Annotated in this window: 22 protein-coding genes and 1 tRNA gene; 8 read left to right on the top strand and 15 right to left on the bottom strand. The window is 66.4% G+C overall.

From position 1 onward, the window contains the following. Positions 1-3: 3 nt before the first annotated feature. The 3 genes from AAHS21_RS06300 to AAHS21_RS06290 form a co-directional block, all read right to left on the bottom strand. Positions 4-1,455: a sugar transferase gene (locus tag AAHS21_RS06300; RefSeq protein WP_342926831.1), complete on the bottom strand. Its 1,452-nt coding sequence runs from the start codon at positions 1,453-1,455 to the stop codon at positions 4-6. A 50-nt stretch (positions 1,456-1,505) separates the two neighbouring features. Beyond that, positions 1,506-2,222, bottom strand: coding sequence for a dTDP-4-dehydrorhamnose 3,5-epimerase family protein (locus AAHS21_RS06295; RefSeq protein ID WP_342926830.1), 717 nt, complete (start codon positions 2,220-2,222; stop codon positions 1,506-1,508). An 83-nt stretch (positions 2,223-2,305) separates the two neighbouring features. Then, positions 2,306-3,499, bottom strand: coding sequence for a PPE domain-containing protein (locus tag AAHS21_RS06290; protein WP_342926829.1), 1,194 nt, complete (start codon positions 3,497-3,499; stop codon positions 2,306-2,308). A gap of 495 nt (positions 3,500-3,994) precedes the next feature. Between AAHS21_RS06290 and AAHS21_RS06285 the strand changes: the two genes are divergently transcribed. Together AAHS21_RS06285 and AAHS21_RS06280 are read left to right on the top strand one after the other, a co-directional pair. Further along, complete coding sequence (locus AAHS21_RS06285; protein ID WP_342926828.1) at positions 3,995-4,675, top strand: TetR/AcrR family transcriptional regulator; 681 nt, start codon at positions 3,995-3,997, stop codon at positions 4,673-4,675. Positions 4,676-4,791: 116 nt separating this feature from the next. Next, positions 4,792-5,490: a TetR/AcrR family transcriptional regulator gene (locus AAHS21_RS06280; RefSeq protein ID WP_342926827.1), complete on the top strand. Its 699-nt coding sequence runs from the start codon at positions 4,792-4,794 to the stop codon at positions 5,488-5,490. Positions 5,491-5,505: 15 nt separating this feature from the next. On the opposite strand, the gene AAHS21_RS06275 is transcribed toward AAHS21_RS06280, so the two are convergent. Next, positions 5,506-5,871, bottom strand: a complete 366-nt coding sequence (locus tag AAHS21_RS06275) for a PAS domain-containing protein (protein WP_342926826.1) — start codon at positions 5,869-5,871, stop codon at positions 5,506-5,508. Positions 5,872-5,992: 121 nt separating this feature from the next. Then, positions 5,993-7,549, bottom strand: coding sequence for a methionine--tRNA ligase (metG, locus tag AAHS21_RS06270; RefSeq protein WP_342926825.1), 1,557 nt, complete (start codon positions 7,547-7,549; stop codon positions 5,993-5,995). An 18-nt stretch (positions 7,550-7,567) separates the two neighbouring features. On the opposite strand from metG, the gene AAHS21_RS06265 reads away from it, so the two are divergent. The 5 genes from AAHS21_RS06265 (at position 7,568) to AAHS21_RS06245 (ending at position 13,595) form a co-directional block, all read left to right on the top strand. Further along, complete coding sequence (locus tag AAHS21_RS06265) at positions 7,568-8,428, top strand: TatD family hydrolase (protein ID WP_342926824.1); 861 nt, start codon at positions 7,568-7,570, stop codon at positions 8,426-8,428. Positions 8,429-8,573: 145 nt separating this feature from the next. Next, positions 8,574-9,701, top strand: a complete 1,128-nt coding sequence (locus tag AAHS21_RS06260; RefSeq protein WP_342926823.1) for a transglycosylase family protein — start codon at positions 8,574-8,576, stop codon at positions 9,699-9,701. Further along, entirely contained in the window at positions 9,665-10,585 is a 921-nt protein-coding gene (gene rsmA / locus AAHS21_RS06255) for a 16S rRNA (adenine(1518)-N(6)/adenine(1519)-N(6))-dimethyltransferase RsmA (RefSeq protein WP_342926822.1), read from the top strand. Before AAHS21_RS06260 ends, rsmA begins: the two co-directional genes overlap by 37 nt. A 73-nt stretch (positions 10,586-10,658) precedes the next feature. Continuing rightward, positions 10,659-11,618, top strand: coding sequence for a 4-(cytidine 5'-diphospho)-2-C-methyl-D-erythritol kinase (locus tag AAHS21_RS06250; RefSeq protein WP_342927103.1), 960 nt, complete (start codon positions 10,659-10,661; stop codon positions 11,616-11,618). Positions 11,619-11,957: 339 nt separating this feature from the next. Continuing rightward, complete coding sequence (locus AAHS21_RS06245; RefSeq protein WP_342926821.1) at positions 11,958-13,595, top strand: fatty acyl-AMP ligase; 1,638 nt, start codon at positions 11,958-11,960, stop codon at positions 13,593-13,595. Between the two features lie 60 nt (positions 13,596-13,655). Here the strand turns inward: AAHS21_RS06245 and pth are convergent, their stop codons facing one another. The 8 genes from pth to AAHS21_RS06205 all read right to left on the bottom strand — a co-directional run bounded on the left by pth (position 13,656) and on the right by AAHS21_RS06205 (position 19,818). Then, a complete protein-coding gene (gene pth, locus AAHS21_RS06240) occupies positions 13,656-14,231 on the bottom strand; it encodes an aminoacyl-tRNA hydrolase (protein ID WP_342926820.1) in 576 nt (191 codons plus the stop codon). A 12-nt stretch (positions 14,232-14,243) separates the two neighbouring features. After that, positions 14,244-14,900: a 50S ribosomal protein L25/general stress protein Ctc gene (locus AAHS21_RS06235; RefSeq protein ID WP_342926819.1), complete on the bottom strand. Its 657-nt coding sequence runs from the start codon at positions 14,898-14,900 to the stop codon at positions 14,244-14,246. A 141-nt stretch (positions 14,901-15,041) separates the two neighbouring features. Then, positions 15,042-15,911, bottom strand: a complete 870-nt coding sequence (locus tag AAHS21_RS06230; RefSeq protein ID WP_342926818.1) for an oxidoreductase — start codon at positions 15,909-15,911, stop codon at positions 15,042-15,044. A gap of 154 nt (positions 15,912-16,065) precedes the next feature. Further along, on the bottom strand, positions 16,066-16,686 hold the full coding sequence (locus tag AAHS21_RS06225) for an LpqN/LpqT family lipoprotein (protein WP_342927102.1): 621 nt from the start codon (positions 16,684-16,686) through the stop codon (positions 16,066-16,068). Positions 16,687-16,709: 23 nt separating this feature from the next. Next, positions 16,710-17,057, bottom strand: coding sequence for an arsenate reductase (glutaredoxin) (gene arsC, locus AAHS21_RS06220; RefSeq protein ID WP_342926817.1), 348 nt, complete (start codon positions 17,055-17,057; stop codon positions 16,710-16,712). Next, positions 17,058-18,038 carry a ribose-phosphate diphosphokinase gene (locus tag AAHS21_RS06215; protein WP_342926816.1) on the bottom strand — a complete coding sequence of 327 codons (981 nt, stop codon included), beginning with the start codon at positions 18,036-18,038 and terminating at the stop codon, positions 17,058-17,060. 103 nt (positions 18,039-18,141) lie between these two features. Continuing rightward, a complete protein-coding gene (gene glmU / locus AAHS21_RS06210) occupies positions 18,142-19,617 on the bottom strand; it encodes a bifunctional UDP-N-acetylglucosamine diphosphorylase/glucosamine-1-phosphate N-acetyltransferase GlmU (protein WP_342926815.1) in 1,476 nt (491 codons plus the stop codon). 129 nt (positions 19,618-19,746) lie between these two features. Next, positions 19,747-19,818, bottom strand: a tRNA-Gln gene (locus AAHS21_RS06205). 171 nt (positions 19,819-19,989) lie between these two features. Between AAHS21_RS06205 and AAHS21_RS06200 the strand changes: the two genes are divergently transcribed. Beyond that, on the top strand, positions 19,990-20,583 hold the full coding sequence (locus AAHS21_RS06200) for a TetR/AcrR family transcriptional regulator (protein WP_036472997.1): 594 nt from the start codon (positions 19,990-19,992) through the stop codon (positions 20,581-20,583). Between the two features lie 31 nt (positions 20,584-20,614). Here AAHS21_RS06200 and AAHS21_RS06195 read toward each other — a convergent pair whose 3' ends face one another. After that, positions 20,615-21,274 (bottom strand): DUF1295 domain-containing protein, encoded by a 660-nt coding sequence (locus tag AAHS21_RS06195; protein WP_342926814.1) that lies wholly within the window; start codon positions 21,272-21,274, stop codon positions 20,615-20,617. 93 nt (positions 21,275-21,367) lie between these two features. After that, positions 21,368-22,717 carry a diaminopimelate decarboxylase gene (lysA, locus tag AAHS21_RS06190; RefSeq protein ID WP_342926813.1) on the bottom strand — a complete coding sequence of 450 codons (1,350 nt, stop codon included), beginning with the start codon at positions 22,715-22,717 and terminating at the stop codon, positions 21,368-21,370. Positions 22,718-22,836 lie beyond the last annotated feature (119 nt).

Genomic DNA, 22,836 nt, shown 5'->3' with positions numbered 1-22,836 from the left:
TCATCAGTAGGCTCCGTCGCCTACCAGGACGACCTTGACGGTCTTAGCGACGATCATCAGATCGCCGGCCATCGACCAGTTATCGACATAGGACAGATCCAACCGGACCGAATCTTCCCAGGAAAGGTCTGAACGGCCGCTGACTTGCCACAATCCGGTGACGCCCGGCTTCACCAGCAACCGACGCCGCGCTTCGAAGTCATAGCTGTCCACCTCGCGCCGCAGCGGTGGCCGTGGGCCGACGACGCTCATGTCCTGCTTGAGCACGTTGATGAATTGCGGCAACTCATCGATGCTGAGCTTGCGCAGCACCTTGCCGACACGCGTGATGCGGGGATCCTCGCGCATCTTGAACAACACGCCCCCGGCGCTGTCGTTGTGCGCCAGCAGATCCGCGACCTGTTGGTCGGCGCCGTCCACCATGGTGCGGAATTTGAGCATCGTGAAGGGCTTGCCATCGATGCCGATGCGCTCGGCTCGGTAGAAGACCGGCCCCTTGCTCGTCAGCCTGATGGCAATGGCACACACGATCATGACCGGAAATGTGACGACGATGGCGGCCAGCGCGAAACAGAAATCGAAGGCTCGTTTCTGAAATCGGTTGGTCTCTTCATATTGGGGCTTCTCCACGTGCAGCAGCGGAAAACCCGCGTAAGGTCGCAGCGCCAATCGCGCATTGGCGACATCCATGACCCCCGGCGACACCACGAGGTCGATATCCATGGTTTCCAGCTGCCACATCAGTTCCCGGATGCGCTGTTCCCCGAATTGCTCCGTGCGGGCCACCGCCACGGTGTCCGCTGCGCAAGCCGAGATCCCGGCCGCGGCATGAGTGTCGTCGCCGAGGATGGGGATCTCTTGGCCGCTGACCTCGAGGGTCTCGCCGTGCGGCAGTCCGTATCCCGGAATGCAGACGCCGACCATGGCGTAGCCGTCTTTCGGGTTGCGCAGCAGTTCCCGGGCGAGGTGCTCGACACCGGATCGGTCCCCGATCGCCAGGACCCTGGTCTGGTAAGCGCCCTGCGCGCGCTTGCGGCCGACATACCGGCGCCACATGTTGCGGCTGACCAGCAATCCCAGCGTGCCGACCGGAAGCGCGACGGCGAGGTACCCGCGGGCCAGTTCAATCTTGGCCAGCAGCGTGATGATCGCGATGATCCCGAACGTCTGGAATGACGCGTGGGCCACGCGGCGGTATTCGTCGAGGCCACCTCCGATGACGCGCGTCGAGCGGGTTTGAAAGATTTCGAGCGACGAGAGCCAGAGCAGTGCGAAGACAACCGAGAACAGCGTCATCACATCGCCGTCGTAACCGGAGGCCGATGGCGAACCCCCGAACCGGATCAACTGCGCCAGCATCACCGAACCGGTGACGATCAACGCGTCGGTGACCCGCACGCGGATCGCATACTTCTTTTGCCAGCGACGGAGGTTGCGGCCACCGGTAGTTGGCACGGTAAGCGTGGCTTCAGACACGCTGCCGGTCGGCTGGTGCTGAAAAATGGCTACGCCGACCCGGTTTCGTGGTGATGTCGAAGGTCGTCCATAGCGAACCGCGTTCTGGATGGCGAGGCGTATTCGCTGAGGTGGACGGGCCAGCGCGCGGGGCGCGCCATGATGGCGGGTGGATCGCACGTCGACCGTTCGACCAACAGCCGGTCGACATCCACCTTGACGACGACGTCTTTTTCGGCGGGCGCCAATTTCGGCCAGCTGGCGTCCGCTTCGGAGATCACCGTGACCGGCAGCGGCCATTTGATCCCGAACTTCGGCTCGCTGAACCGAAAGCCCTCTTCGCCGGAGGGCGCCTGGGCACCGCTGATCTGCATGCTGACTTCAGTCTTGTCCCGCAGGGTCTGGAATCCGTGCGCGAAATGAGGCGGGACGAACAGCGCCCGGTGATTATCGGCGCTCAACTCCACGATGATGTGATCGCCGTAGGTGGGCGACTCAGGACGTACGTCCACCACGACTTCGGCGATCGCACCGCGAGTGCAGCGGATGAGTCTGGCCTCCGTGGACGGTGGTGGCTGACGGTGCAGGCCGCGCACGGTGCCCCGGGTGTGGTTGAACAAAATTTCCGTCTGCACCACATCGCCCATCAGCCCGATTTCGGCGAATTCCTGGGCGGAAAAGGACTGCGAGACGAACCCGCGATGATCGCTGGTGGGCTCGATGTCGACGATCGTGACCCCCGCGATGCGCGTAGGCGAATACTTCACTTACGTTTCCTTTCGGGACAGTCGCTCTTAGGGGTCGGGTAGTCGCCGCTGCGCGCTTGCGTGGCCACCGCAGACTCGCGGGGTTATCCGTATCCGGCGGACGGTGGCTGTGCCATGACGGTGGGGACCAAGCCGTAGCGTGGCCCGGGGGTGGGGCCTGCGCCGCTGCCCGGAGCCCGCAATGGCACTCCGCCCAACATGCTTGGCATCGAAGATGCACCGCCCGCGGCGCCGGGCAGGGCCGTCACGGCACCGCCGACCGGCGCCGGCGGAATCACGCTCGTCCAACCCTGCGGAATCGAGAGCGGCCCCAAAGAGGTTGCCGAGCCCATGGTGCCGAGCACGCCCGCGTTGCCCAGCCCGGCCGCGCCGGCAGTGGCCGCTTCGGCGGCGCCGACGCCTGCCGCGGCGGCATCGGCGCCGATGGGGACAGCGGCGATCCCCATGGCCTGGCTGCTCTGGGCGATGCCAAAAAGGCTGGACAGCGCGTACAGCGGGGTGGGCACAGCCATGATCCAGATGGCCGCGAGGTTGCTGAGCGTGGAAACGGTTGTCGGGTCGAGCCCCAAGCCGAACAATCCCGAGGCCGTGTCCCCGACCAGACTCGTGGACGCGAGGCTGACCGGCGTCGACATCGCGTCCAGCGTCGAGGGCACCGCCTGTACCAGGCTCTGCATCGCCGCCTGGTCGCCTGCCGAGAGGCCAGTGGCCTTGGCGACCGCGACCTCTTGGGAGGCCAACCCATTCGTATCCGTCACTTGTGGTGCGTCGGTGAACGGTGTTACGTCGGTCGCGATCGCGGAGTTCGCGGCGTATTGGTACATCGCCGCGGCGTCCTGCGCCCACATCTCGCCGTACTGGGCTTCATTTGCCGCGATCGCCGGCGAGTTCTGGCCGAAGAAGTTGGTGGCGGTCAGCGTGGCGAGTTGTGCGCGGTTACCGAACACCACCGGCGGTGGGACGGTCATCGCGAACGCCGCCTCGTAAGCTTCGACGCCAAGCCTGGCTTGGCCCGCCGCCTCAGCGGCCCGCGCGGCCGCCCCCGTCGTCCATGCCACATACGGACCGAAGGCGGATGCCATCGACAGCGACGACGGCCCCATCCACCGTCCGGTGGTCAGGCCGGCAATCACCGTCCGGTACGAGCTCGCGACGAAATGCAGCTCCGCGGCGAGGTTGTCCCAGGCCACCGCGGCGGCCGACAAAGACAACGGGCCGGGCCCGGCATACATCCTGGTGGAGTTGATCTCCGGCGGCAGCGCGCCAAAATCGATCACGTTCAATCCCCGCGTGGGTCTGCCGCAACGGGATGGGCGGGGCCGGAACAGGAGACGAGACCGTCGGAGAAAGCTGTCGCGGCCGGCATTCCGCCGATCGTCACCGTGTCGGAAATCCCTGGTGTGCGGGCCAACGCGGCCAAGCGAGCTGGCTGCACCGTGACCAGCGACATGTGATTTCCCCCTAGGTGGACTACCAAACTGATAACTTCATTGTAGCCCATAAAGCATACTTTTAGTCCACAAATGTGGTGTGATCTCGACTATGGGTATCTAGCGTTGCGAATCGTCGATCCGAAGCTGCGGCTGCCGGGACTGCTAACCTCAGTAGTGCCCAACTGCCGCTTGAGACGCTCGGCGAGTGTTTGCTCTCGACGGCTGTAGACGCGAGGTGCCTGACGGCATCGACTTCGGGGAGGCGGAAGACCGTGGTGCTGACGCTGGCCTCGTCGACAAGCGATCGGGTGGCATCGCAAACGTGAGTTCGCCGATCCGATGACCTCCCAATCCCATGATGGCCGCGCGGATGCGACCCGGAGACAGATTTTGAGAGCTGCCTCTCATCAGTTCGCGCGTCGCGCCTACCACGAAGTCGGGCTTGACGACATCCTCGCCGAGGCTGAACTGACCAAGGGCGCCATGTACTTCCACTTCAAGTCGAAGCACGCCTTGGCGGTCGCGATCATCGAAAAGCAGACCGCCGCGGGTGCCAGCGCCGTGCAAGAAGTGTTGAAGCGGGGGCTGTCTGGCCTCGAGACCCTGATCGACTTCTCGTATCTGATCGCCGTTGGGGACATCAAGACCGATGCCGTGCGTGCGGGTCTCAACCTCATCGAGTCGGTGGGGCGGACGCAAGGTCTGCAGGAGAGGTTGGTGGACGACTGGGTCAAATCCTTGGCCACCGTCGTTGCGCAAGCGATCGCCGAAGGCGACGTCGATCAGCGGTGCGATCCCGAGGATGTGGGGCGCCTGTTGGTGTCCCTGCACATGGGACTGCGACAAACCAGCTCGCTGGATGAACCCGAACGGTTCCTACTCGACCTGGAGAAGTGTTGGACTTTCATTCTGACAGGCGTTCTGCAGCCGGACCGGTTCGAATACTTCGGTCAATTCCTTAGGCGGCGTGCGATGCTCGCAATCAACTCCAGTTCTGCTGACGAAGAGTCGCCGCAATAGCGACGGCGCGGGGGTTAGTCGACAGGGCAGTTGCGGCTGTTAATCTGCTTGCGAGGCAATGTGAGACGAGGTCAACAGAATCTGCGCACCGATGAGGGTCCGGAGGCATAGCGGCAATGGCGCGCCAGGTTCGGTCTGAAGCGACTCGGCGAAGGATCCTCGCGGCCGCAATCGAAGTGTTCGGCGAGGTCGGGTATGCGGCCGCCGGGTGGAGCGCGATCATCGAGCGCACGGGAATGACCAAGGGTGCGCTCTACCACCATTTCGATTCCAAAGAAGCGTTGGCGTCAGCCATTATTGAGGAAGGCTCCGCCAAGCTGCTCAGCGCTTTCCGGGATGTTTGCGGGTCGTCATCGCCGGGTCTCGAGAACTTGCTGCACGGCACGTTCACGATCGTCAAAGTGCTGAGTGTCGACGAAATCGCCAGTGCTGCTGAGGATTTGATCCGCGCCCTGAGTGGCTTCAACACCGCTGCCGGGTCTTTCTGTACGGACATGATCGAGCTGATGGCTACCGAGGCGCGGCGGGCAATCGCTGAAGGAGATTTGCGCAAAGACGCCGACGCTAAAGTGATCGGTGAGTCGATCATCGGCGCTGTCTTGGGAATGCGGTTGCTGTCCAACGCGGTATTTGGGCATGGCAGCGAAAAGAGTGCGGGGGGCGACGGCATCGAGCGCCTGGCGCAGATTTGGGAACTGCTCCTGCCGGGGATCGTCTCGGATGCGTCGCAGCCTTACTTCCGGCAATTGCTTGCTCGCGAGAAAATGCGTCATGCCCGGGCCGCAACAACCGCGGTGCCGGACCAAACCAGCTAGCTCAGCGCACGCGACTCAGTGCTCGTCGTCCCACAGTTGCTCGGTCAGATCCTGGAAGGTCGCCAGGGCGAACCGGTCGTCGGCGCGCATTCCCACTGATTTGCTCATCAGCGCACGCACGACCGAGCCGTCCTTGTGTGCCAACTCGACGACCTCATTCGCTAAGGCATGGACCACAGACAGTAGCGAGGATTCCGAGTCCGGAGCCCGGTGGAAAACCTCGCCGAAGCGCAGCGCCAGCACCTCGTCGGGTTCGTAGCCCACCATTTCCGCAAATGCGGTGTTGGTGAACAGGATCGCCCCGTCGTCGCCGACCGCCAGCACGGGGACCGGAATCCGCTCCAGCACCACCAGGGCAGGAAGCTGCTTCAAGGTGGTCATCGGCGATTGATTGTGCTGGTGCCGATTCTGTCGTCGCTCCACAGAGCGATTATGGTCTATGCCAGAGGTCATGTTGCACACATTTCCTGTCGCGTGCCCTGACGGGGCTTTGCCGCCATTTTTACCCGTCTTCGGAGGCTGGCTGGTACCGGGGGAATACCCCGGTAGGCGCCGGCAATACCGAGCCAGGGGTTAGCCGCGCACCGATCGCGGCAAACGTCCGCTGGCCGTCGGGCTGCCCGAGTAGATCCAGCAACTTGCCGGCCGATTCCGGCATCACCGGCGCGACCAGCAGTGCCGCGATGCGAACCGCTTCGCAGGTCACGTAGAGCACGGTCCGAAAGCGCACCTGGTCCGCCTCGGATTCGCTTTTGCGCAGCACCCACGGCTGCTCGGCCGAGAAGTACCTGTTGGCCTCGCCCAGCATCAGCCAGATCGCCTCGAGTGCCACGTGCATGGCCTGCTCGTCGAAGTTCGCGCGCACCCGCTCCAGTAACGCGTCGGCCGTCGCGAGCAGGCCGGAGTCGGCGGCGGTGAACTCGCCGGGTTCGGGCATCACGCCGTCGAGGTTCTTGGCGATCATCGACAACGACCGTTGCGCCAAGTTCCCCAATTCGTTGGCCAGATCGGTGTTGATCCGGTTGATGATGGCCTCTTCGCTGTAGCTGCCGTCCTGGCCGAACGGCACCTCGCGCAGCAGGAAGTAGCGCAGCTGGTCCACGCCGAACGCATCCGCCAGCGCCACCGGGTCGATGGTGTTGCCCACCGATTTGCTCATCTTCTCGCCGCGGTGGTGCAAGAACCCGTGCGCGAAAACCCTTCTCGGCAGCTCGATTCCGGCCGACATCAGAAACGCCGGCCAGTAGACCGCGTGGAACCGGATGATGTCCTTGCCGATCATGTGCAAATCGGCGGGCCAGTAGCGGCGGAACAACTCCGAGCCGGTGGCGGGGAATCCGGCGCCGGTCAGGTAGTTGGTCAGTGCGTCGACCCAGACGTACATGACGTGGTCGGGGTGCTCGGGCACCTGCACGCCCCAGTCGAAGGTGGTTCGCGAGATCGAGAAATCGGTCAGCCCGCCCGAGACGAAGCTGACGACCTCGTTGCGCCGCACCTCGGGTCCGATGAAGTCGGGATTGGCCTCGTAGTGGGCCAGCAGCTTGTCGGCGTAGGCCGAGAGCCGGAAGAAGAACGTCTGCTCCTTCTCGCTCCAGGTCACCGGTGCGCCGGTCTCGGTGGCGATGCGGGTCCCGTCGACCACCTCGGTTTCCGAGTCGGAAAAGTAGCGCTCGTCGCGCACCGAGTACCACCCGGAGTAGGTCGCCAGATAGATGTCTCCGGCCGCTTGCATGCGCCGCCAGATCTCCTGGGACGCCTCGTGGTGGTCGGCGTCGGTGGTGCGGATGAAGCGGTCGAACGAAATGTTCAGCGCTTCCTGCATACGTTGGAACACATCGGAATTGCGCCGGGCCAGCTCGGCGGTCGGGACCCCCGCGGCGGCCGCGGTCTCGGCGACTTTCTGGCCGTGCTCGTCGGTCCCGGTCAGGAACCGCACGTCGAAACCGTCGAGCCGCTTGAAGCGGGCGATCGCGTCGGTCGCGATGTATTCGTAGGCATGACCCACGTGCGGCGCGCCGTTTGGATACGCGATCGCAGTAGTGACGTAATAGGGCCTCATCGAGATTCACCCTATTGTGTGCGCGTGAGCTCCAGCCGACCTGGTAAACGAGAAGCGCCACCCGCCCCGGCGCCGCTGGCGCCCCTGATCGATGCGCACACTCACCTCGACGCCTGCGGCGCCCACGATGCCGCCGGCGTGGTGGCCATCGTGGACCGTGCCGCCGCGGTGGGGGTGGGGGCCGTCGTGACGATCGCCGACGATCTGGACTCGGCGCGCTGGGCGGCCCGGGCGGCCGGCTGGGACCCGCGCGTGTACGCCGCGGTGGCGTTGCACCCGACGCGCGCGAACGCCCTCGACGACGCGGCGCGCGCCGAGATCGAGCGGTTGGTGGCCGATCCTCGCGTGGTGGCCGTGGGGGAGACCGGGATGGATCTGTACTGGCCGGGTCGGCTGGACGGCTGCGCCGCACCCGACGTGCAGCGGGAGGCCTTCGCGTGGCATATCGACCTGGCCAAGCGGTGCGGCAAGCCGCTGATGATTCACAACCGGGACGCCGACGCCGCGGTGCTCGACGTGCTGGACGCCGAAGGCGCTCCCGAAGCCGTGATCTTCCACTGCTTTTCGTCCGACAGCGCGATGGCCCGTCGCTGCGCCGACGCCGGGTGGTTTGTCAGCCTGTCCGGAACGGTGAGCTTCCGAAACGCGCGCGCGCTGCGCGAGGCCGTGCCGCTGGTACCGGCCGAACAGCTGCTGGTGGAAACCGATGCGCCGTTTTTGACACCACATCCTTACCGCGGCGCACCCAACGAGCCGTATTGCCTTCCTTATACTGTTCGTGCGATCGCGGAACTGCTCGATCGCCCGGCGGAGGAACTAGCCCGAATCACCACGAGCAATGCCGGGCGGGTCTACGGACTCGTCGAATCGGGCGGGTGATTTCCACAACACATTCGCGCCGGAGTTGCTCCAGCTTGACCGGTTCGTTACCGTCTTGTGATCGAATTGTTGGTTTATTGCACTGTTGTCGAATGCTGCTGGGTAGGTCGTTAAGTTGGTTGCTGAGGTCGGAGTGGACGCGCGTTTGACCGTACTGAGAAGGCTTCATCAGACCCCGTCGCCGATGTTGCGGCTCGTCGTAGCAGGGCTGCTTCTGGTGCTCGCGTTCGCCGGCGGTTTCGCGGTCTCGGTATCCAAGACGGTGACCCTGACCGTCGACGGCATCGCGATGCGGGTGACGACGATGAAGTCCAAGGTGATCGACATCGTCGAAGAGAACGGCTACGTGGTCGATCAACGCGACGACCTGTACCCCGCCGCCGACGTGCAGATCCACGACGCGGACAAGATCACGCTGCGGCGCAGCCGGCCGCTGCAGATCTCGCTGGACGGCAGCGACACCAAGCAGGTGTGGACGACCGCCTCCACCGTCGACGAGGCGCTGGCCCAGCTCGCGATGACCGACACCGCCCCGGCGGCCGCCTCGCGCGCCAGCCGGGTTCCGCTGGCCGGCATGGCCCTGCCGGTCGTCAGCGCTAAGAGCGTCCAGATCAACGACGGCGGCAACATCCGCATGGTGCACCTGCCGGCGCCCAACGTCGCGGGATTGCTGAGTGCGGCAGGCGTGCCGCTGCAAGACAGCGATCAGGTGGTGCCCGCCGCGACCACGCCGATCGTCGACGGCATGCAGATTCAGGTGACGCGTAACCGCATCGAGAAGGTCACCGAGCGGGTCCCGCTGCCGCCCAACGCGCGCAAGGTCGAAGACCCCGACATGAACATGAGCCGCCAGGTTGTCGAGGATCCGGGCAGCCCGGGCACCCAAGACGTGACCTACGCGGTGGCCACGGTCAACGGCGTGGAGACCGGCCGGCTGCCGATCGCCAACATCGTGATCGCGCCGGCCCGCGACTCGGTGGTGCGGGTGGGCACCAAGCCCGGCACCGAGGTGCCGCCGGTGACCGATGGATCCATCTGGGATGCCATCGCCGGCTGCGAGGCCGGCGGAAACTGGGCGATCAACACCGGCAACGGCTATTACGGCGGCGTGCAGTTCGATCAAAGTACCTGGGAGCGCAACGGCGGGTTGCGGTTTGCCCCGCGGGCCGACCTCGCCAGCCGCGACGAGCAGATCACGGTCGCCGAGGTGACCAGGGAGCGCCAGGGTTGGGGCGCGTGGCCGGTGTGCAGCGGAAGAGCCGGTGCGCGCTGACGATCCAGCTGCTCGGACGAACCGATATCAGGCGGCTGGCCAAAGAACTTGAGTTTCGGCCACGGAAATCGTTGGGCCAGAACTTCGTCCACGACGCGAATACCGTCCGGCGGATAGTTTCGACCTCCGGAATCGGCCGCGCCGACCACGTCCTGGAGGTCGGCCCGGGTCTCGGCTCGCTCACCTTGGCGCTGCTCGACCGCGGTGCCACGGTCACCGCCATCGAAATCGACCCGGTGCTCGCCGAGCGGCTGCCGCAGACCGTCGGCGAGCACTCCCACAGCGAGATCCAACGGCTGACGGTGCTCAACCGCGACGTGCTGAACCTGCGGCGCGACGAGCTGGCCACCCAGCCGACCGCTGTCGTCGCGAATCTGCCCTACAACGTCGCGGTCCCGGCGTTGCTGCATCTGCTCGCCGAATTCCCGACCCTGGCGACCGTCACCGTGATGGTGCAGGCCGAGGTCGCCGAGCGGCTGGCCGCCGAGCCGGGCGGCAAGGAGTACGGCGTGCCCAGCGTCAAGGTGCGCTTCTTCGGGCGGGTTCGCCGGTGCGGCATGGTGTCGCCGACCGTGTTCTGGCCGGTGCCCCGCGTCTACTCCGGGCTGGTTCGCATCGACCGGTACGACCGCGCGCCCTGGCGCACGGACGACGCCTTCCGGCGCCAGGTGTTCGAATTGGTTGACATCGCGTTCGCGCAACGGCGCAAGACGTCTCGCAACGCGTTCTCGGAGTGGGCAGGCTCGGGCAACGAATCGGCAAATCGCTTGCTGGCGGCCAGCATCGATCCCGCCCGCCGCGGCGAGACGCTGTCCATCGACGACTTCGTACGGCTGCTGCGCCGGTCCGGCGACCCCGCGCAGCCGCAGGCATCCGGCGGCTGAGCCCCGGTGCCGTTGCGTGTGGTTCGCGTGCCACAGCGATAGTCTGCTGCCGTGGCGGTGGTTGGCTGGGAGACTGCACATGTCTGACGGCAGCACCGCCGCGCAGTGGGTGCCCACCGGTTCCGTCACCGTCCGCGTGCCCGGAAAGGTCAACCTGTACCTCGCGGTCGGCGACCGGCGCGACGACGGCTACCACGAGCTGACGACCGTGTTCCAGGCCGTCTCGCTGCTCGACGAGCTGACCGTGCGCAACGCCGACGTCTTGTCGCTTGAGCTGGTCGGCGAGGGTGCCGACAAGCTACCCACCGACGAACGCAACCTGGCCTGGCAGGCCGCGGAGCTGATGGCCGAACACGTCGGCCGCGCGCCCGACGTCTCGATCATGATCGACAAATCCATCCCGGTGGCCGGCGGCATGGCGGGCGGCAGCGCGGACGCCGCGGCGGTGCTGGTCGCGATGAACTCGCTGTGGGAGCTCAACGTGCCGCGCCGCGATCTGCGCATGCTGGCCGCGCGGTTGGGCAGCGACGTGCCGTTTGCGCTGCACGGCGGCACCGCGTTGGGCACCGGGCGCGGCGAGGAGCTGGCCACGGTGCTTTCCCGGAACACCTTCCACTGGGTGCTGGCCTTCGCCCACGGTGAGTTGCTCACGCCGAAGGTGTTCGGTGAGCTCGACCGGCTGCGGGAAGACGCGCACACGCCGCGGCTCGCCGAGCCCGGACCGGTGCTGGCAGCGTTGGCCGCCGGCGATCCCGAACAGTTGGCACCGCTGCTGGGCAACGAATTGCAGGCGGCCGCGGTCAGCCTGAGTCCCACGCTGCGGCGCACGCTGCGCGCAGGGGAAGAGGCGGGGGCGCTGACCGGCATCGTGTCCGGCTCGGGCCCGACCTGCGCGTTTCTGTGCAGTTCAGCGTCCTCGGCGGTTGACATCGGTACCCACCTGTCCGGCGCCGGCGTATGCCGCACGGTTCGCGTCGCCACCGGTCCGGTGCCGGGCGCCCGCGTGGTCCCGACGCCGATGACCGACGACTGAACGTGCTGTGAAATCCGACTCAAATCGCCGAAATGGTGGGTTGCTACTTAAGAGGAGTTTAAGATAACTCGCGGTGACCACTTTCGAGCAGCTCGAGCATTCGGTCTGGCCGTCCACCGGGAGTCGCGGTGGACGGCCGCTTGATCGATGCCGGGCGGACTTGGCGGGTCGGGGTCGTCGCGCTGATCGGGCAACCGGACACGGGGTTGCTGACCAACCACTATTTCGAGATCTAACCGCTTCCCAACTGTGCTCGCGCGCCTGCTGCAAAGTGTTGCCTGGCGAGCGGAACATGAAATTTCGGGTCTTGGGGATAGCGCCGGAACCGAGGAGGTTTGCGTGAGCAGGTTTACCGAGAAGATGTTCCACAATGCCCGGGTCTCGAAGAAGGGCATGGTCACCGGTGAACCCCACGAGCCCGTTCGCCACACCTGGGGCGAGGTCCACGAGCGCGCGCGCTGTATCGCGGGCGGCCTGGCCGCCGCGGGCATCGGCCTCGGTGACGCCGTCGGCGTGCTCGCCGGCTACCCGGTGGAGATCGCCCCTACCGCGCAGGGCCTGTGGATGCGCGGCGCCAGCCTGACGATGCTCCACCAGCCCACCCCACGCACGGATCTGGCCGTGTGGGCCGAGGACACGATGAACGTCATCGGCATGATCGAGGCGCAGGTCGTGATCGTCTCCGAGCCCTTCCTGGTCGCGATTCCGGTGCTGGAGGAGAAGGGCATCAAGGTTCTCACCGTCACCGACCTGCTGGCGTCGCAGCCGATCGACCCCATCGAGGTGGGCGAGGACGACCTGGCGCTGATGCAGCTGACGTCGGGTTCGACCGGCTCGCCGAAGGCCGTCCAGATCACCCACCGCAACATCTACTCCAACGCCGAGGCGATGTTCATCGGCGCGCAGTACGACATCGACAACGATGTGATGGTCAGCTGGCTGCCCTGCTTCCACGACATGGGCATGGTTGGCTTCCTCACCATTCCGATGTACTTCGGCGCGGAGCTGGTCAAGGTCACGCCGATGGACTTCCTGCGCGACGCGCTGCTGTGGGCCAAGCTGATCGACAAGTACCAGGGCACCATGACCGCGGCGCCCAACTTCGCCTACGCGCTGCTGGCCAAGCGGCTGCGCCGCAACGCCAAGCCCGGCGACTTCGACCTGTCCACCCTGCGGTTCGCACTGTCGGGCGCCGAGCCCGTCGAGCCCGCCGACGTCGAGGACCTGCTGGACGCGGGTAAGCCGTTCGGCCTGAGGTCCTCGGCGATCCTGCCGGCCTACGGCATGGCCGAGACGACGCTGGCCGTGTCGTTCTCGGAGTGCAACGCCGGTCTCGTCGTCGACGAGGTGGACGCCGACCTGCTGGCCGCCCTGCGCCGGGCCGTACCCGCGACCAAGGGCAACACCCGCCGGCTGGCCACGCTCGGCCCGCTGCTCAAGGACCTCGAGGCACGCATCATCGACGAGCAGGGCAACGTGATGCCGCCGCGCGGCGTCGGGGTCATCGAGCTGCGCGGCGAGTCGCTGACACCCGGCTACCTGACCATGGGCGGGTTCATCTCCGCCCAGGACGAGCACGGCTGGTACGACACCGGCGACCTCGGCTACATGACCGAAGAGGGCCACGTCGTGGTGTGCGGCCGCGTCAAGGACGTCATCATCATGGCCGGGCGCAACATCTACCCGACCGACATCGAGCGGGCCGCCGGCCGCGTCGACGGGGTCCGCCCCGGTTGCGCCGTGGCCGTCCGCCTCGACGCCGGCCACTCACGCGAGACGTTCGCGGTCGCGGTCGAGTCCAACGCGTTCGGCGACCCGGCCGAGGTGCGCCGGATGGAACACGAAGTCGCCCGCGAGGTTCTCAAAGAGGTCGACATGCGGCCCCGCAACGTCGTGGTGCTCGGTCCGGGCACTATCCCGAAGACGCCGTCGGGCAAGCTGCGCCGGTCCAACTCCGTCACGCTTGTCACCAGGTAGCGGCTTTCGCGCGGTCAGCCGCGGCGGTCGGCGTCGCCCCTCACGCGCACCGAACGTGAATTACCAGGCGTGGACGCGGTTCTGCGCCGGCTCTAGCCCCAGTTCGATCAGCAGCTCGGTGGCGTCTGCGGCCTGCTCGCAGATCGTCGGGACTTCGGGCCGCTCGCCCGCGGTGAAGTTCTCCAGCACGAAGGCCGCCGGATCCTTGCGTCCGGGCGGACGCCCGATGCCGATGCGCACCCGCTGAAAATCCTTGGTGCCCAGCGCCGAGGCCACCGAGCGCAGCCCGTTGTGGCCGCCTTCGCCGCCGCCGAGCTTGAGCCGGATGCGACCGAAGTCGAGGTCAAGCTCGTCGTGAACGACGATGATGTCGGCCGGCGCCACGGAGTAGAACTTGGCCAGCGGGCCGACCTGGCGGCCGGACTCGTTCATGTAGCAGCGCGGCTTGGCCACCAGCACCGAGTGCCCGGCGAGCCGGCCGTTGACCACTTCGGCGCCGGAACGCTTGTGCACCTTGAACTTTGAGCCCAGTCGCGCGGCGAGCAGGTCGGCAACCATGAACCCGAGGTTGTGCCGGGTTCGGGCGTAGTTGTCTCCGGGATTGCCCAGGCCGACCACCAGAAGAGGATCGGCCACGTCGTCGGCTGCCTACTCGGACTCTTCTTCGGAGGCCTCGGCTTCGCCGGCCCCCTCCTCGGCGGCTTCGGCGCCCTCGCCGGTCGTGCCCGCGCCCTCTTCCTCGAGGTCGGCAGCGGTCGGCGCGTTCACCACGTTGACCACCAGCATGTCCGGGTCGGAGATCAGGTTGACGCCCGACGGCAGCGGGATCTGACCGGCGGTGAACTGCGTGCCGGGCGGGGCGTCTTGGACCGACACGGTCAACTGCTCGGGAATCGACAGGGCCTCGGCTTCGATCTCGATGGTGTTGGTCTCCTGGGTGACCAGGGTGTCCGGTCCGGCCTCGCCCTCGATCACGACATTGACCTCGACGTTGACCTTCTCGCCGCGGCGCACGACCAGCAGGTCGGCGTGCTGGATGGTGCGGCGGATCGGGTGGATGTCGAGCACTTTGGTCAGCGCAAACTGTTCCTTGCCGGCGATGTTGAGAGTCAGCACCGCGTTGGTGCCGGAGTGCCGCAGCACGGCCGCGAAGTCACGCCCGGGCAGTTCCAGGTGCTGGGGATCGGCGCCGTGGCCGTAGAGGACGGCGGGAATCTTGCCGTCGCGGCGGGCCCGCCGCGACGCGCCCTTGCCCGTCTCCGTTCGGACCGTGGCCGTGAGTTGGTTGACTGCGGACTTCGCCATCGTGTCGCTCCTGTGTGCTCTGTACCTAGGTTTCCAGGCACGGCCAGGATCGCGACATGTGTCGGTCTCCGTCGATAACGGTGCCGGCTAGACGCCTGCCACCCTCGCCGTGACGCCCGGCCAGGGTAGCGCATCGGCGCCTCAGAGCGGAAATTTGGTGCCGGTGAGCTGCTCGGATAGGTCCCAGAGCGCGGTCGCGGCGGTCGGATCCTGGGCGTGCCGGCTGCGGCTGACGGGTTGGGTTCGGCCGATCCAGCCGAACTTGGGACCGATGAACGTGTCGCCCGGCAGGTCCTGCGACGCGGCGTACAGCGTTTGCTGCGCGCCGAACTCGGGGCTGGTAGCAACCACCCGGGTCACTGCCGACATCATTGCGTCGCCCAGCTTGCGGCCCGTGGCGCCCTGCAGATTCGTGTGCGAGTAACCGGGATGGGCCGCCAGGGAGCGCAGCGGTGAACCGGCCAGCTTGAGCCGGCGCTGCAGCTCGTTGGTGAACAGCAGGTTGGCCAGCTTCGACTGGCAGTAGGCCAGCCAGGGCGAATAGCGCCGGTTCTTCCAGTTGATGTCGTCGAAGTCGATCCGGCCGGCCCAGTGCGCCATCGATGTCAGCGTCACGACCCGGTCGGTCAGCTTGGGCAGCAGCAGGTTGGTCAGCGCGAAGTGACCGAAGTGGTTGGTGCCCATCTGGCTCTCGAAGCCGTCAGCGGTCAGGGCGAACGGGGCCGCCATGATGCCCGCGTTGTTGATCAGCACGTCGACCGTGTCGACCCCCTCGGCGAACAGGTGGATCGACGTCAGAGCGGCCAGATCGAGTTGGCGCACCTCGACTTGGCCGCGCATGTCACGAGCGGCCTTCTCACCCTTGCGTGGGTCGCGTACCGCCATGATGACCGTCGCGCCGACTCGGGCCAGCTCGCGCGCCGTGATCGCACCCAGCCCACTGTTGGCGCCGGTGACAATCACGGTGCGCCCGGCGAATGACGGCAGATCGGCGGCGGTCCAGTCAGTCATGCCTGATAACCCTAGTGTTCGAGGCCTCGCGGTGAGTCGGCAGTCTCGCGGCCGGGCGGCTGTACTACTGCGGCCGCCGAATGACTTCGAGATCATCCTCCGGCACGTGGATCAGTGCACACGGAACCCCGTCGGAATCCCGGAAACGCACGAGCTATTTCGCCGCGACGACGAACCCGTGGATGATCGTGTCGATGTCGGTCGACTGCGCGGCGGCCTGGTCGGCCAGGCCGGTGATCGTGAGCTGAACGAAGTAGCGCTGCTTGGCCGGCGGCGCCCCGGTCGGCAGCACGATCCGGTTCCAACTGTGCAGCCGGATGCCGTTGTCGCCGTTGTAGCTGCCCTGGATCATCGCCGAGGGAAAGCCGTTGTAGGGCTCCATCGAGGAATCCAATTGCTTGAAATTCTCGAACAATTGGGCATCGTCGTTGCCGTGCTTGATGACCTGCGCCGGGTCGAAGTCACCGTTGAGGGCGAACACCACCAGACGTGCGGTCGGATACTTCTTGTCCTTGGCCAAGATCACCGTCTCGGGCGTGATATGCGGATCCGTGAACGGCGACCAGCCCGGCGGTGTCGGTATCGATACCAACAGATCGGTCAGGGCGCTCGGCGCTACCTGCTTGCCCGTCACGCCGATGCTATTCAGGTACTGCGACAAGGGAACCGGTTTTTCGACCGTGGTGGTGGTCGCCGTCGAACTCGTCGTCCAAACCGTCGAGTAGTCAGGAGCTTTCGGCCCACAAGCGACCGCAACCGCGGTCAGCGCGGTCATGGTGGCAGCGGCCGCGAGCCGTCTCACAGAATCTCGTGGACCGCGTCGATCGGACGGGCCAGCCGGGTGCCCTTGTCCGTCGCGACGAACGGGCGCTCGATCAGGATCGGGTGCTTGGCCATCGCGTCGAGCAACTCGTCATCGGACGCGTCGGCCAGCCCGAGCTCGGCGTACAGCGCCTCACGCTTACGTACCGCGGCGCGTACGTCGATACCCGCGTCGCGGATCATCTTGGCCAACTCGGCGCGCGACGGCGGAGTCTTCAGGTACTGGATAATCGTGGGCTCTAAACCGTTGTCCCGCAACAACTCCAGCGTCTTGCGTGAGGTGCTGCACTTGGGATTGTGGTAGATGACAGCCTGGGCGGCCATCTAGGCGTCTCCGTCGAATAGTCCTGTGACAGAACCATTTTCGAAGACCGCACGAATGGTGCTGGCCAGCAATGGCGCGATCGACAATACCGTCAGCTGAGGAAAGCGCTTCTCCTCGCCGATCGGCAGCGTGTTGGTGACGATGACCTCGCGGGCGCCGCAGGAGGCCAGCCGCTCGGCGGCCGGCTCCGAGAGCACACCGTGAGTGGCCGCGACGATCACGTCGCTGGCGCCGTCGGAGCGCAGCAGGTTCACCGCGCCGGCGATCGTGCCGCCGGTGTCGATCATGTCGTCGATCAGCACGCAGGTGCGGCCCTCGACCTCACCGACGACGCGGTTGGAGACGACCTGGTTGGGCACCCGCGGGTCGCGGGTCTTGTGAATGAAGGCCAGCGGGACGCCACCCAACGAGTCGGCCCACTTCTCGGCGATGCGCACCCGGCCCGAGTCGGGGGAGACCACGACCATGTTGCCTTCGGGGTAGTTGTCCTTGATGTAGGTCGTCAGCAAGGTCTGGCCGCGCATGTGGTCGACGGGCCCGTCGAAGAAACCCTGGATCTGGTCGGTGTGCAGGTCGACGGTGACGATCCGGTCGGCACCGGCGGTCTTGAGCAGGTCGGCGACCAGCCGGGCCGAGATCGGCTCGCGGCCGCGATGCTTCTTGTCCTGGCGGGCGTAGGGATAGAACGGCATGACGGCGGTGATCCGCTTGGCGCTGCCTCGCTTGAGCGCGTCGATCATGATCAGCTGTTCCATCAGCCAGTTGTTCACCGGCGCCGGATTCGACTGCAGGACGAAGGCGTCGCACCCGCGCACCGACTCGTGGAAGCGCACGAAGATCTCGCCGTTGGCGAACTCGCGCGCCGTCTGCGCGGTGACGTGCACGTCGAGTTCCTTGGCGACCTGCTCGGCCAGCTCGGGGTGCGCCCGGCCGGAGAACAGCATCAGATTTTTGCGGTTATCGGTCCAGTCGTGGCTCACCGTGCTGCCCTCGCCGTTCGGGATCGAAAATTGGAAATGCCCATCGTACGTAGCGAATGGTACGGAAGGGCGGCCGGGTTGCCAGGCACCAAATTCATGGTGTCTATTCGGGTTCGGACGGCTCGGCAGCCGTCGTAGCTTGCTGGGCGGCCTTGTCCGCTGCCTCCGCGGCGGCACTGCCTGGACGTTTCCGTTGCACCCAGTTCTCGATGTTGCGTTGCGGGCCGGCGGAAACCGCCAATGCCCCCGGCGGCACGTCGTCGCGCAATACGGTGCCCGCCCCGGTGTAGGCGCCGTCGCCGACGGTCACCGGTGCGACGAACATGGTGTCCGAGCCGGTGCGCACGTGTGAGCCGACGGTGGTGCGCCGCTTGGTCTGCCCGTCGTAGTTGACGAACACGCTGGACGCCCCGATGTTGCTGTGCTCGCCGATGTCGGCGTCGCCGACGTAGGTCAAGTGCGGCACCTTGGTGCCGGTCCCGATGCTGGAGTTCTTGACCTCGACGAAGGCGCCGAGCTTACCGTCGGCTCCCAGTACGGTGCCGGGGCGCAGGTAGGTGTACGGGCCGACCGTCGCGCCGCTGCCGATCGACGCCGAGTCGCCATGGGTGCGGACCACCGAGGCGCCGTCGCCGACGGTGACGTCGGTCAGCGTGGTGTCGGGCCCGACGACGCAGCCGCCCCCGAGCTGGGTGCGGCCCAGCAGCTGGGTGCCGGGGTGCACGACGGTGTCGCGCCCGATCGCCACGTCGACGTCGATCCAGGTGGTGGCCGGGTCGATCACGGTCACGCCGGCCATCTGATGCGCGGCGACGATGCGGCGGTTGAGCTCGGCGCCCAGCGCGGCGAGCTGGACGCGGTTGTTCACCCCGGCGACCAGCGCACTGTCGTCGACGTGGCGGGCGTGCACCGGCCGGCCGTCGCCGCGCAGGATCGCGATGACGTCGGTCAGGTACAACTCCTGCTGGGCGTTGTCGGAGCTCAGCCGGCCGAGCGCCGACCGCAGCGCCGCGGCGTCGAAGGCGTAGACACCTGCGTTGACCTCGCCGATCGTGCGCTGTGAGTCCGTCGCGTCGGCTTCCTCCACGATCGCCATCACTTCGTCGTCCCCGGTGCGCAGAATGCGGCCATAGCCGAACGGATCGCGCAGTGTGGTGGTCAGCACCGTCGCGGCCGCCGACACCGCGTGGTGGGTCGCGATCAGATCGGCCAGGGTGTCGGCGTCCAGCAGCGGGGTATCGCCCGAGGTGATCACGACGATGCCGGCGTAGTCCTGCGGCAGTGCGGACAGGCCGCAGAGCGCGGCGTGGCCGGTGCCGCGGGGGCGGTCCTGCAGGGCGACGTCGATCGGACGGCCCAGGGTCTGGGCCAGGTCGGCCACAATGGGCGAGATGCGCTGGTGTTCATGGCCCAGCACCACGACCAGCCGCTGCGGCGCCACCTTGGCGATCGCGTGCAGGGAGTGCGACAACATGCTGCGCCCGCCGATGGTGTGCAGCACCTTGGGGGTATCCGAGCGCATCCGGGTGCCGGGCCCGGCCGCTAGAACGACGACCGCAGTGTCACCGCGAAACGACATCGACTCTCCTCGTGCTGTGTCCCACGCCGGGCGGTACGCGCAGGCGCCGCCACGCCGTCAAGACTGTCATTCACCTGCACTGGTGGCAAAAATCTCATCCCGTGCCCCCGGCAGGACCAGCAACCGAAGCTCCGTCGCCAGGACTCGAACCTGAACTATCTGAACCAAAATCAGAGGTGCTGCCGATTACACCACGACGGACTGCAGATCACGGCCGACGGCGGCTAACCGCCAACCGCGCCACCAAGACTTTAGACGGTGTGCAAGCCATTGGCGGCCCGCCGTCGAACCCGGGCAATTTCACCAGGCCAAACCGATACCCTGAATAACGTGGCAGCCCCGGACAAAGAAGTGCGCGCGCCACGCGCCCGGATGACCGGCAGCGAGCGACGACACCAGTTGATCGGCATCGCGCGCTCACTTTTTGCCGAACGTGGCTACGACGGCACCTCGATCGAGGAGATCGCGCAGCGCGCCAACGTGTCCAAGCCCGTCGTCTACGAGCACTTCGGCGGCAAGGAGGGCCTGTATGCCGTCGTCGTCGACCGGGAGATGTCGGCGCTGCTGGACGGGATCACCTCGTCGCTGACCAACAACCGATCCCGGGTGCGGGTCGAGCGCGTCGCGCTGGCGCTGCTCACCTACGTCGAGGAACGCACCGACGGCTTCCGCATCCTGATTCGCGACTCACCCGCCGCGATCAGCACCGGCACCTACTCCAGCCTGCTCAACGACGCCGTCGGGCAGGTGTCCTCGATCCTGGCCGGCGACTTCGCCCGCCGCGGCCTGGATCCGGATCTGGCGCCGCTCTACGCGCAGGCGTTGGTGGGCTCGGTGTCGATGACCGCGCAGTGGTGGCTGGACACCCGGGAGCCCAAGAAGGAAGTCGTGGCCGCGCATCTGGTCAACCTGATGTGGAACGGCCTGACCCACCTCGAATCCGACCCCCGGCTCCAAGACGAGTAGGCCTGCTGGACGATCTGGCATCCGCGAGGGCCTAGTCGACGGCAACCGGTCGAGCTGCGGGCCGGAGCAGGCGTGGCAATAGCATGCCGGTGCGGGCCTTATAGGCGGCGAAGCCGGGAAGTCGCGACATGGAGCGGTCCTTCTTGACCATGTTGCGGATGAAGAACCCGAAGATCCACGCGGAGTTGACGATGAACGGGATCCAGTGCCAGGAGATGATGGCAAAACCCATATAGGTCAGGATCTCGCCGAGATAGTTCGGGTTGCGGGTGCGGGCGAACAGGCCGGTGTCGATCAGACCGGAGCGCACCTGCAGGGTGTAGTACTTCTGCGCGTCGGAGACGTAGTGCAGAAAGATCCCGAAGGTGAAAATCGAGACGCCGAGGCCGACCGCCCAGGCCGGCACGTTGGGGTGCAGCCAGGCCAGCAGGATCGGCGCGGCGTAGTACCCGGCGAGCGGCAAGAACACGAACACGATGCCGATCCAGATCGGCACCTGCTCGGCGAAACGACGGTCCGGGTAGGTGCGGCCCTTGATGAGCCACAGCATCGAGTAGGTGCCGTGCATTCCCAGGTACACCCACATCGCGGTGGAGAAGTTGCCGAAGGTCAGCATGGCCGCCACCGTCACCGGGATGACCAGCGCCTTGTGCACATTGATGAACAAGCCGGTGGGCTGTGTTAGTGCCATACGCCGAAGCTAAGCCGGCGAACGCGCCGGTGGCAGGGGCGGAAGGCCTTTGCGCCGGGGTCATCGGTCAGCATCCGACGGCCCCGGCCCGATTCAACCGCAGTCGCGTGCGAGCAGGTCGGCGACCGTCTCGCGGCGAACGAGTTGTCGGGCCCGGCCGTCCTTGACGGCCACCAGCGGCGGCCGGCACACCATGTTGTAGTTCGACGCCATGCTGTGGTGATACGACCCGGTGCACGCGACGGCCAGCAGGTCGCCGGGATGCAGATCCACCGGCAACTCGACGTCGCGGGCGATCTCGTCGCCGGCCTCGCAGTGCCGGCCGGCGACCGTGACCCGCTGCTTGAGCCCCACCGAATGGCGGTTGGCCAACGCGACCGTGTACTGGGCGCCGTACAACGACACCCGGGGGTTGTCGCTCATGCCGCCGTCGACCGCGACGAAGGTGCGCCCACCCGGCTGCGTCTTGATCGAGCACACGCGATACAGCGTCACGCCGGCCCGGCCGCTGATCGCGCGACCGGGTTCCACCACGAGCGTCGGCCGCGGGAAATGCTCGGCGGCGCAGGCCTCGTCGAGCGCGTCTTCGAGGACGACGGCCAGGTCGTCGAGGTCGAGTTCACGATCGCCCGGCAGGTACGGGATCGCGTGGCCGCCGCCGATGTTCAGCTCGGTCAGGATGATTCCGTGCCGGGCCCGGATGTCGGCCATCGCGGCGATCATCCGGTGGATGGCCTCCCCGTACAGCGCGGGGTCGGTGACCTGTGAGCCGATATGGCAGTGCAGCCCGACCAGGTCGAGGATCGGGTGCGCCAGCACCCGCTTCACCGCGTCGGCGGCATGATCCCCGGCGAGCGTGAAGCCGAATTTCTGGTCGCTGATACCGGTGGTGACCGCGCGGTGCCCATGAATGTCGATGTCCGGGGTCACCCGGATCAGCACCGGCTGGCTCTTGCGGGCGCATCCCGCCAAGTACGCGATCTCAATGCAGGAATCCAGCACGACGCGCCCTACCCCGGCGCGCACCGCCTGCTGCAACTCCTCGGGCGATTTCGCGTTGCCGTGCATGATGATCCGGGCCGGATCCACCCCACCGGCCAGCGCGACCGCCAGCTCGCCGGCCGAGCAGACGTCGACGCCCAGGCCTTCTTCGCGGGCCCAGCGCGCCACCCCCGTGGTCAGCAGAGACTTTCCGGCGTAGACGATCTCAAAACCTTGCCAGCCGCGTAACGCCTTGCGGTAGCGACGGGCGCGGTAGCGGAAGTCGGTTTCGTCTATCACGTAGGTAGGGGTGTGGAACTCGTCGGCGATATCTGACAACGCGACGTCGCCGATGCAGAGCCGGCCTTCCTCGTCGGAATGCGCAGTGACAGGCCAGATCGCGGGATCCAGCCGTCGGGGCGCCGCCCGACCGATAGAGGGCAGCATGTCAAGCAATGTCATGACTTCAAAGTGCGCCCGGCCGGGTCCGCATGGCGGAATCCTTACGATCCCTTGACGGCCCCCGGCTCAATATTGACGTTGTTCGGTGCACTTTTCGCCGCACCTAGAATGGGTGCATC

This window comes from Mycobacterium sp. 050272, from assembly GCF_039023525.1.
Classification (GTDB): domain Bacteria; phylum Actinomycetota; class Actinomycetes; order Mycobacteriales; family Mycobacteriaceae; genus Mycobacterium.
Note: the sequence above shows the minus strand (reverse complement) of the source record. Positions and strands in the feature narration are given on the sequence as shown.

Bases quoted from the DNA above. Each gene is read 5' to 3' on its own strand.
- AAHS21_RS06285 (WP_342926828.1), top strand. From the start codon at position 3,995: ATGACCTCCCAATCCCATGATGGCCGCGCGGATGCGACCCGGAGACAG.
- AAHS21_RS06280 (WP_342926827.1), top strand. From the start codon at position 4,792: ATGGCGCGCCAGGTTCGGTCTGAAGCGACTCGGCGAAGGATCCTCGCG.
- AAHS21_RS06275 (WP_342926826.1), bottom strand. From the start codon at position 5,871: ATGACCACCTTGAAGCAGCTTCCTGCCCTGGTGGTGCTGGAGCGGATT.
- metG (WP_342926825.1), bottom strand. From the start codon at position 7,549: ATGAGGCCCTATTACGTCACTACTGCGATCGCGTATCCAAACGGCGCG.
- AAHS21_RS06235 (WP_342926819.1), bottom strand. From the start codon at position 14,900: ATGGCGAAGTCCGCAGTCAACCAACTCACGGCCACGGTCCGAACGGAG.
- AAHS21_RS06230 (WP_342926818.1), bottom strand. From the start codon at position 15,911: ATGACTGACTGGACCGCCGCCGATCTGCCGTCATTCGCCGGGCGCACC.
- AAHS21_RS06225 (WP_342927102.1), bottom strand. From the start codon at position 16,686: ATGACCGCGCTGACCGCGGTTGCGGTCGCTTGTGGGCCGAAAGCTCCT.
- arsC (WP_342926817.1), bottom strand. From the start codon at position 17,057: ATGGCCGCCCAGGCTGTCATCTACCACAATCCCAAGTGCAGCACCTCA.
- glmU (WP_342926815.1), bottom strand. From the start codon at position 19,617: ATGTCGTTTCGCGGTGACACTGCGGTCGTCGTTCTAGCGGCCGGGCCC.
- AAHS21_RS06200 (WP_036472997.1), top strand. From the start codon at position 19,990: ATGACCGGCAGCGAGCGACGACACCAGTTGATCGGCATCGCGCGCTCA.
- AAHS21_RS06195 (WP_342926814.1), bottom strand. From the start codon at position 21,274: ATGGCACTAACACAGCCCACCGGCTTGTTCATCAATGTGCACAAGGCG.
- lysA (WP_342926813.1), bottom strand. From the start codon at position 22,717: ATGACATTGCTTGACATGCTGCCCTCTATCGGTCGGGCGGCGCCCCGA.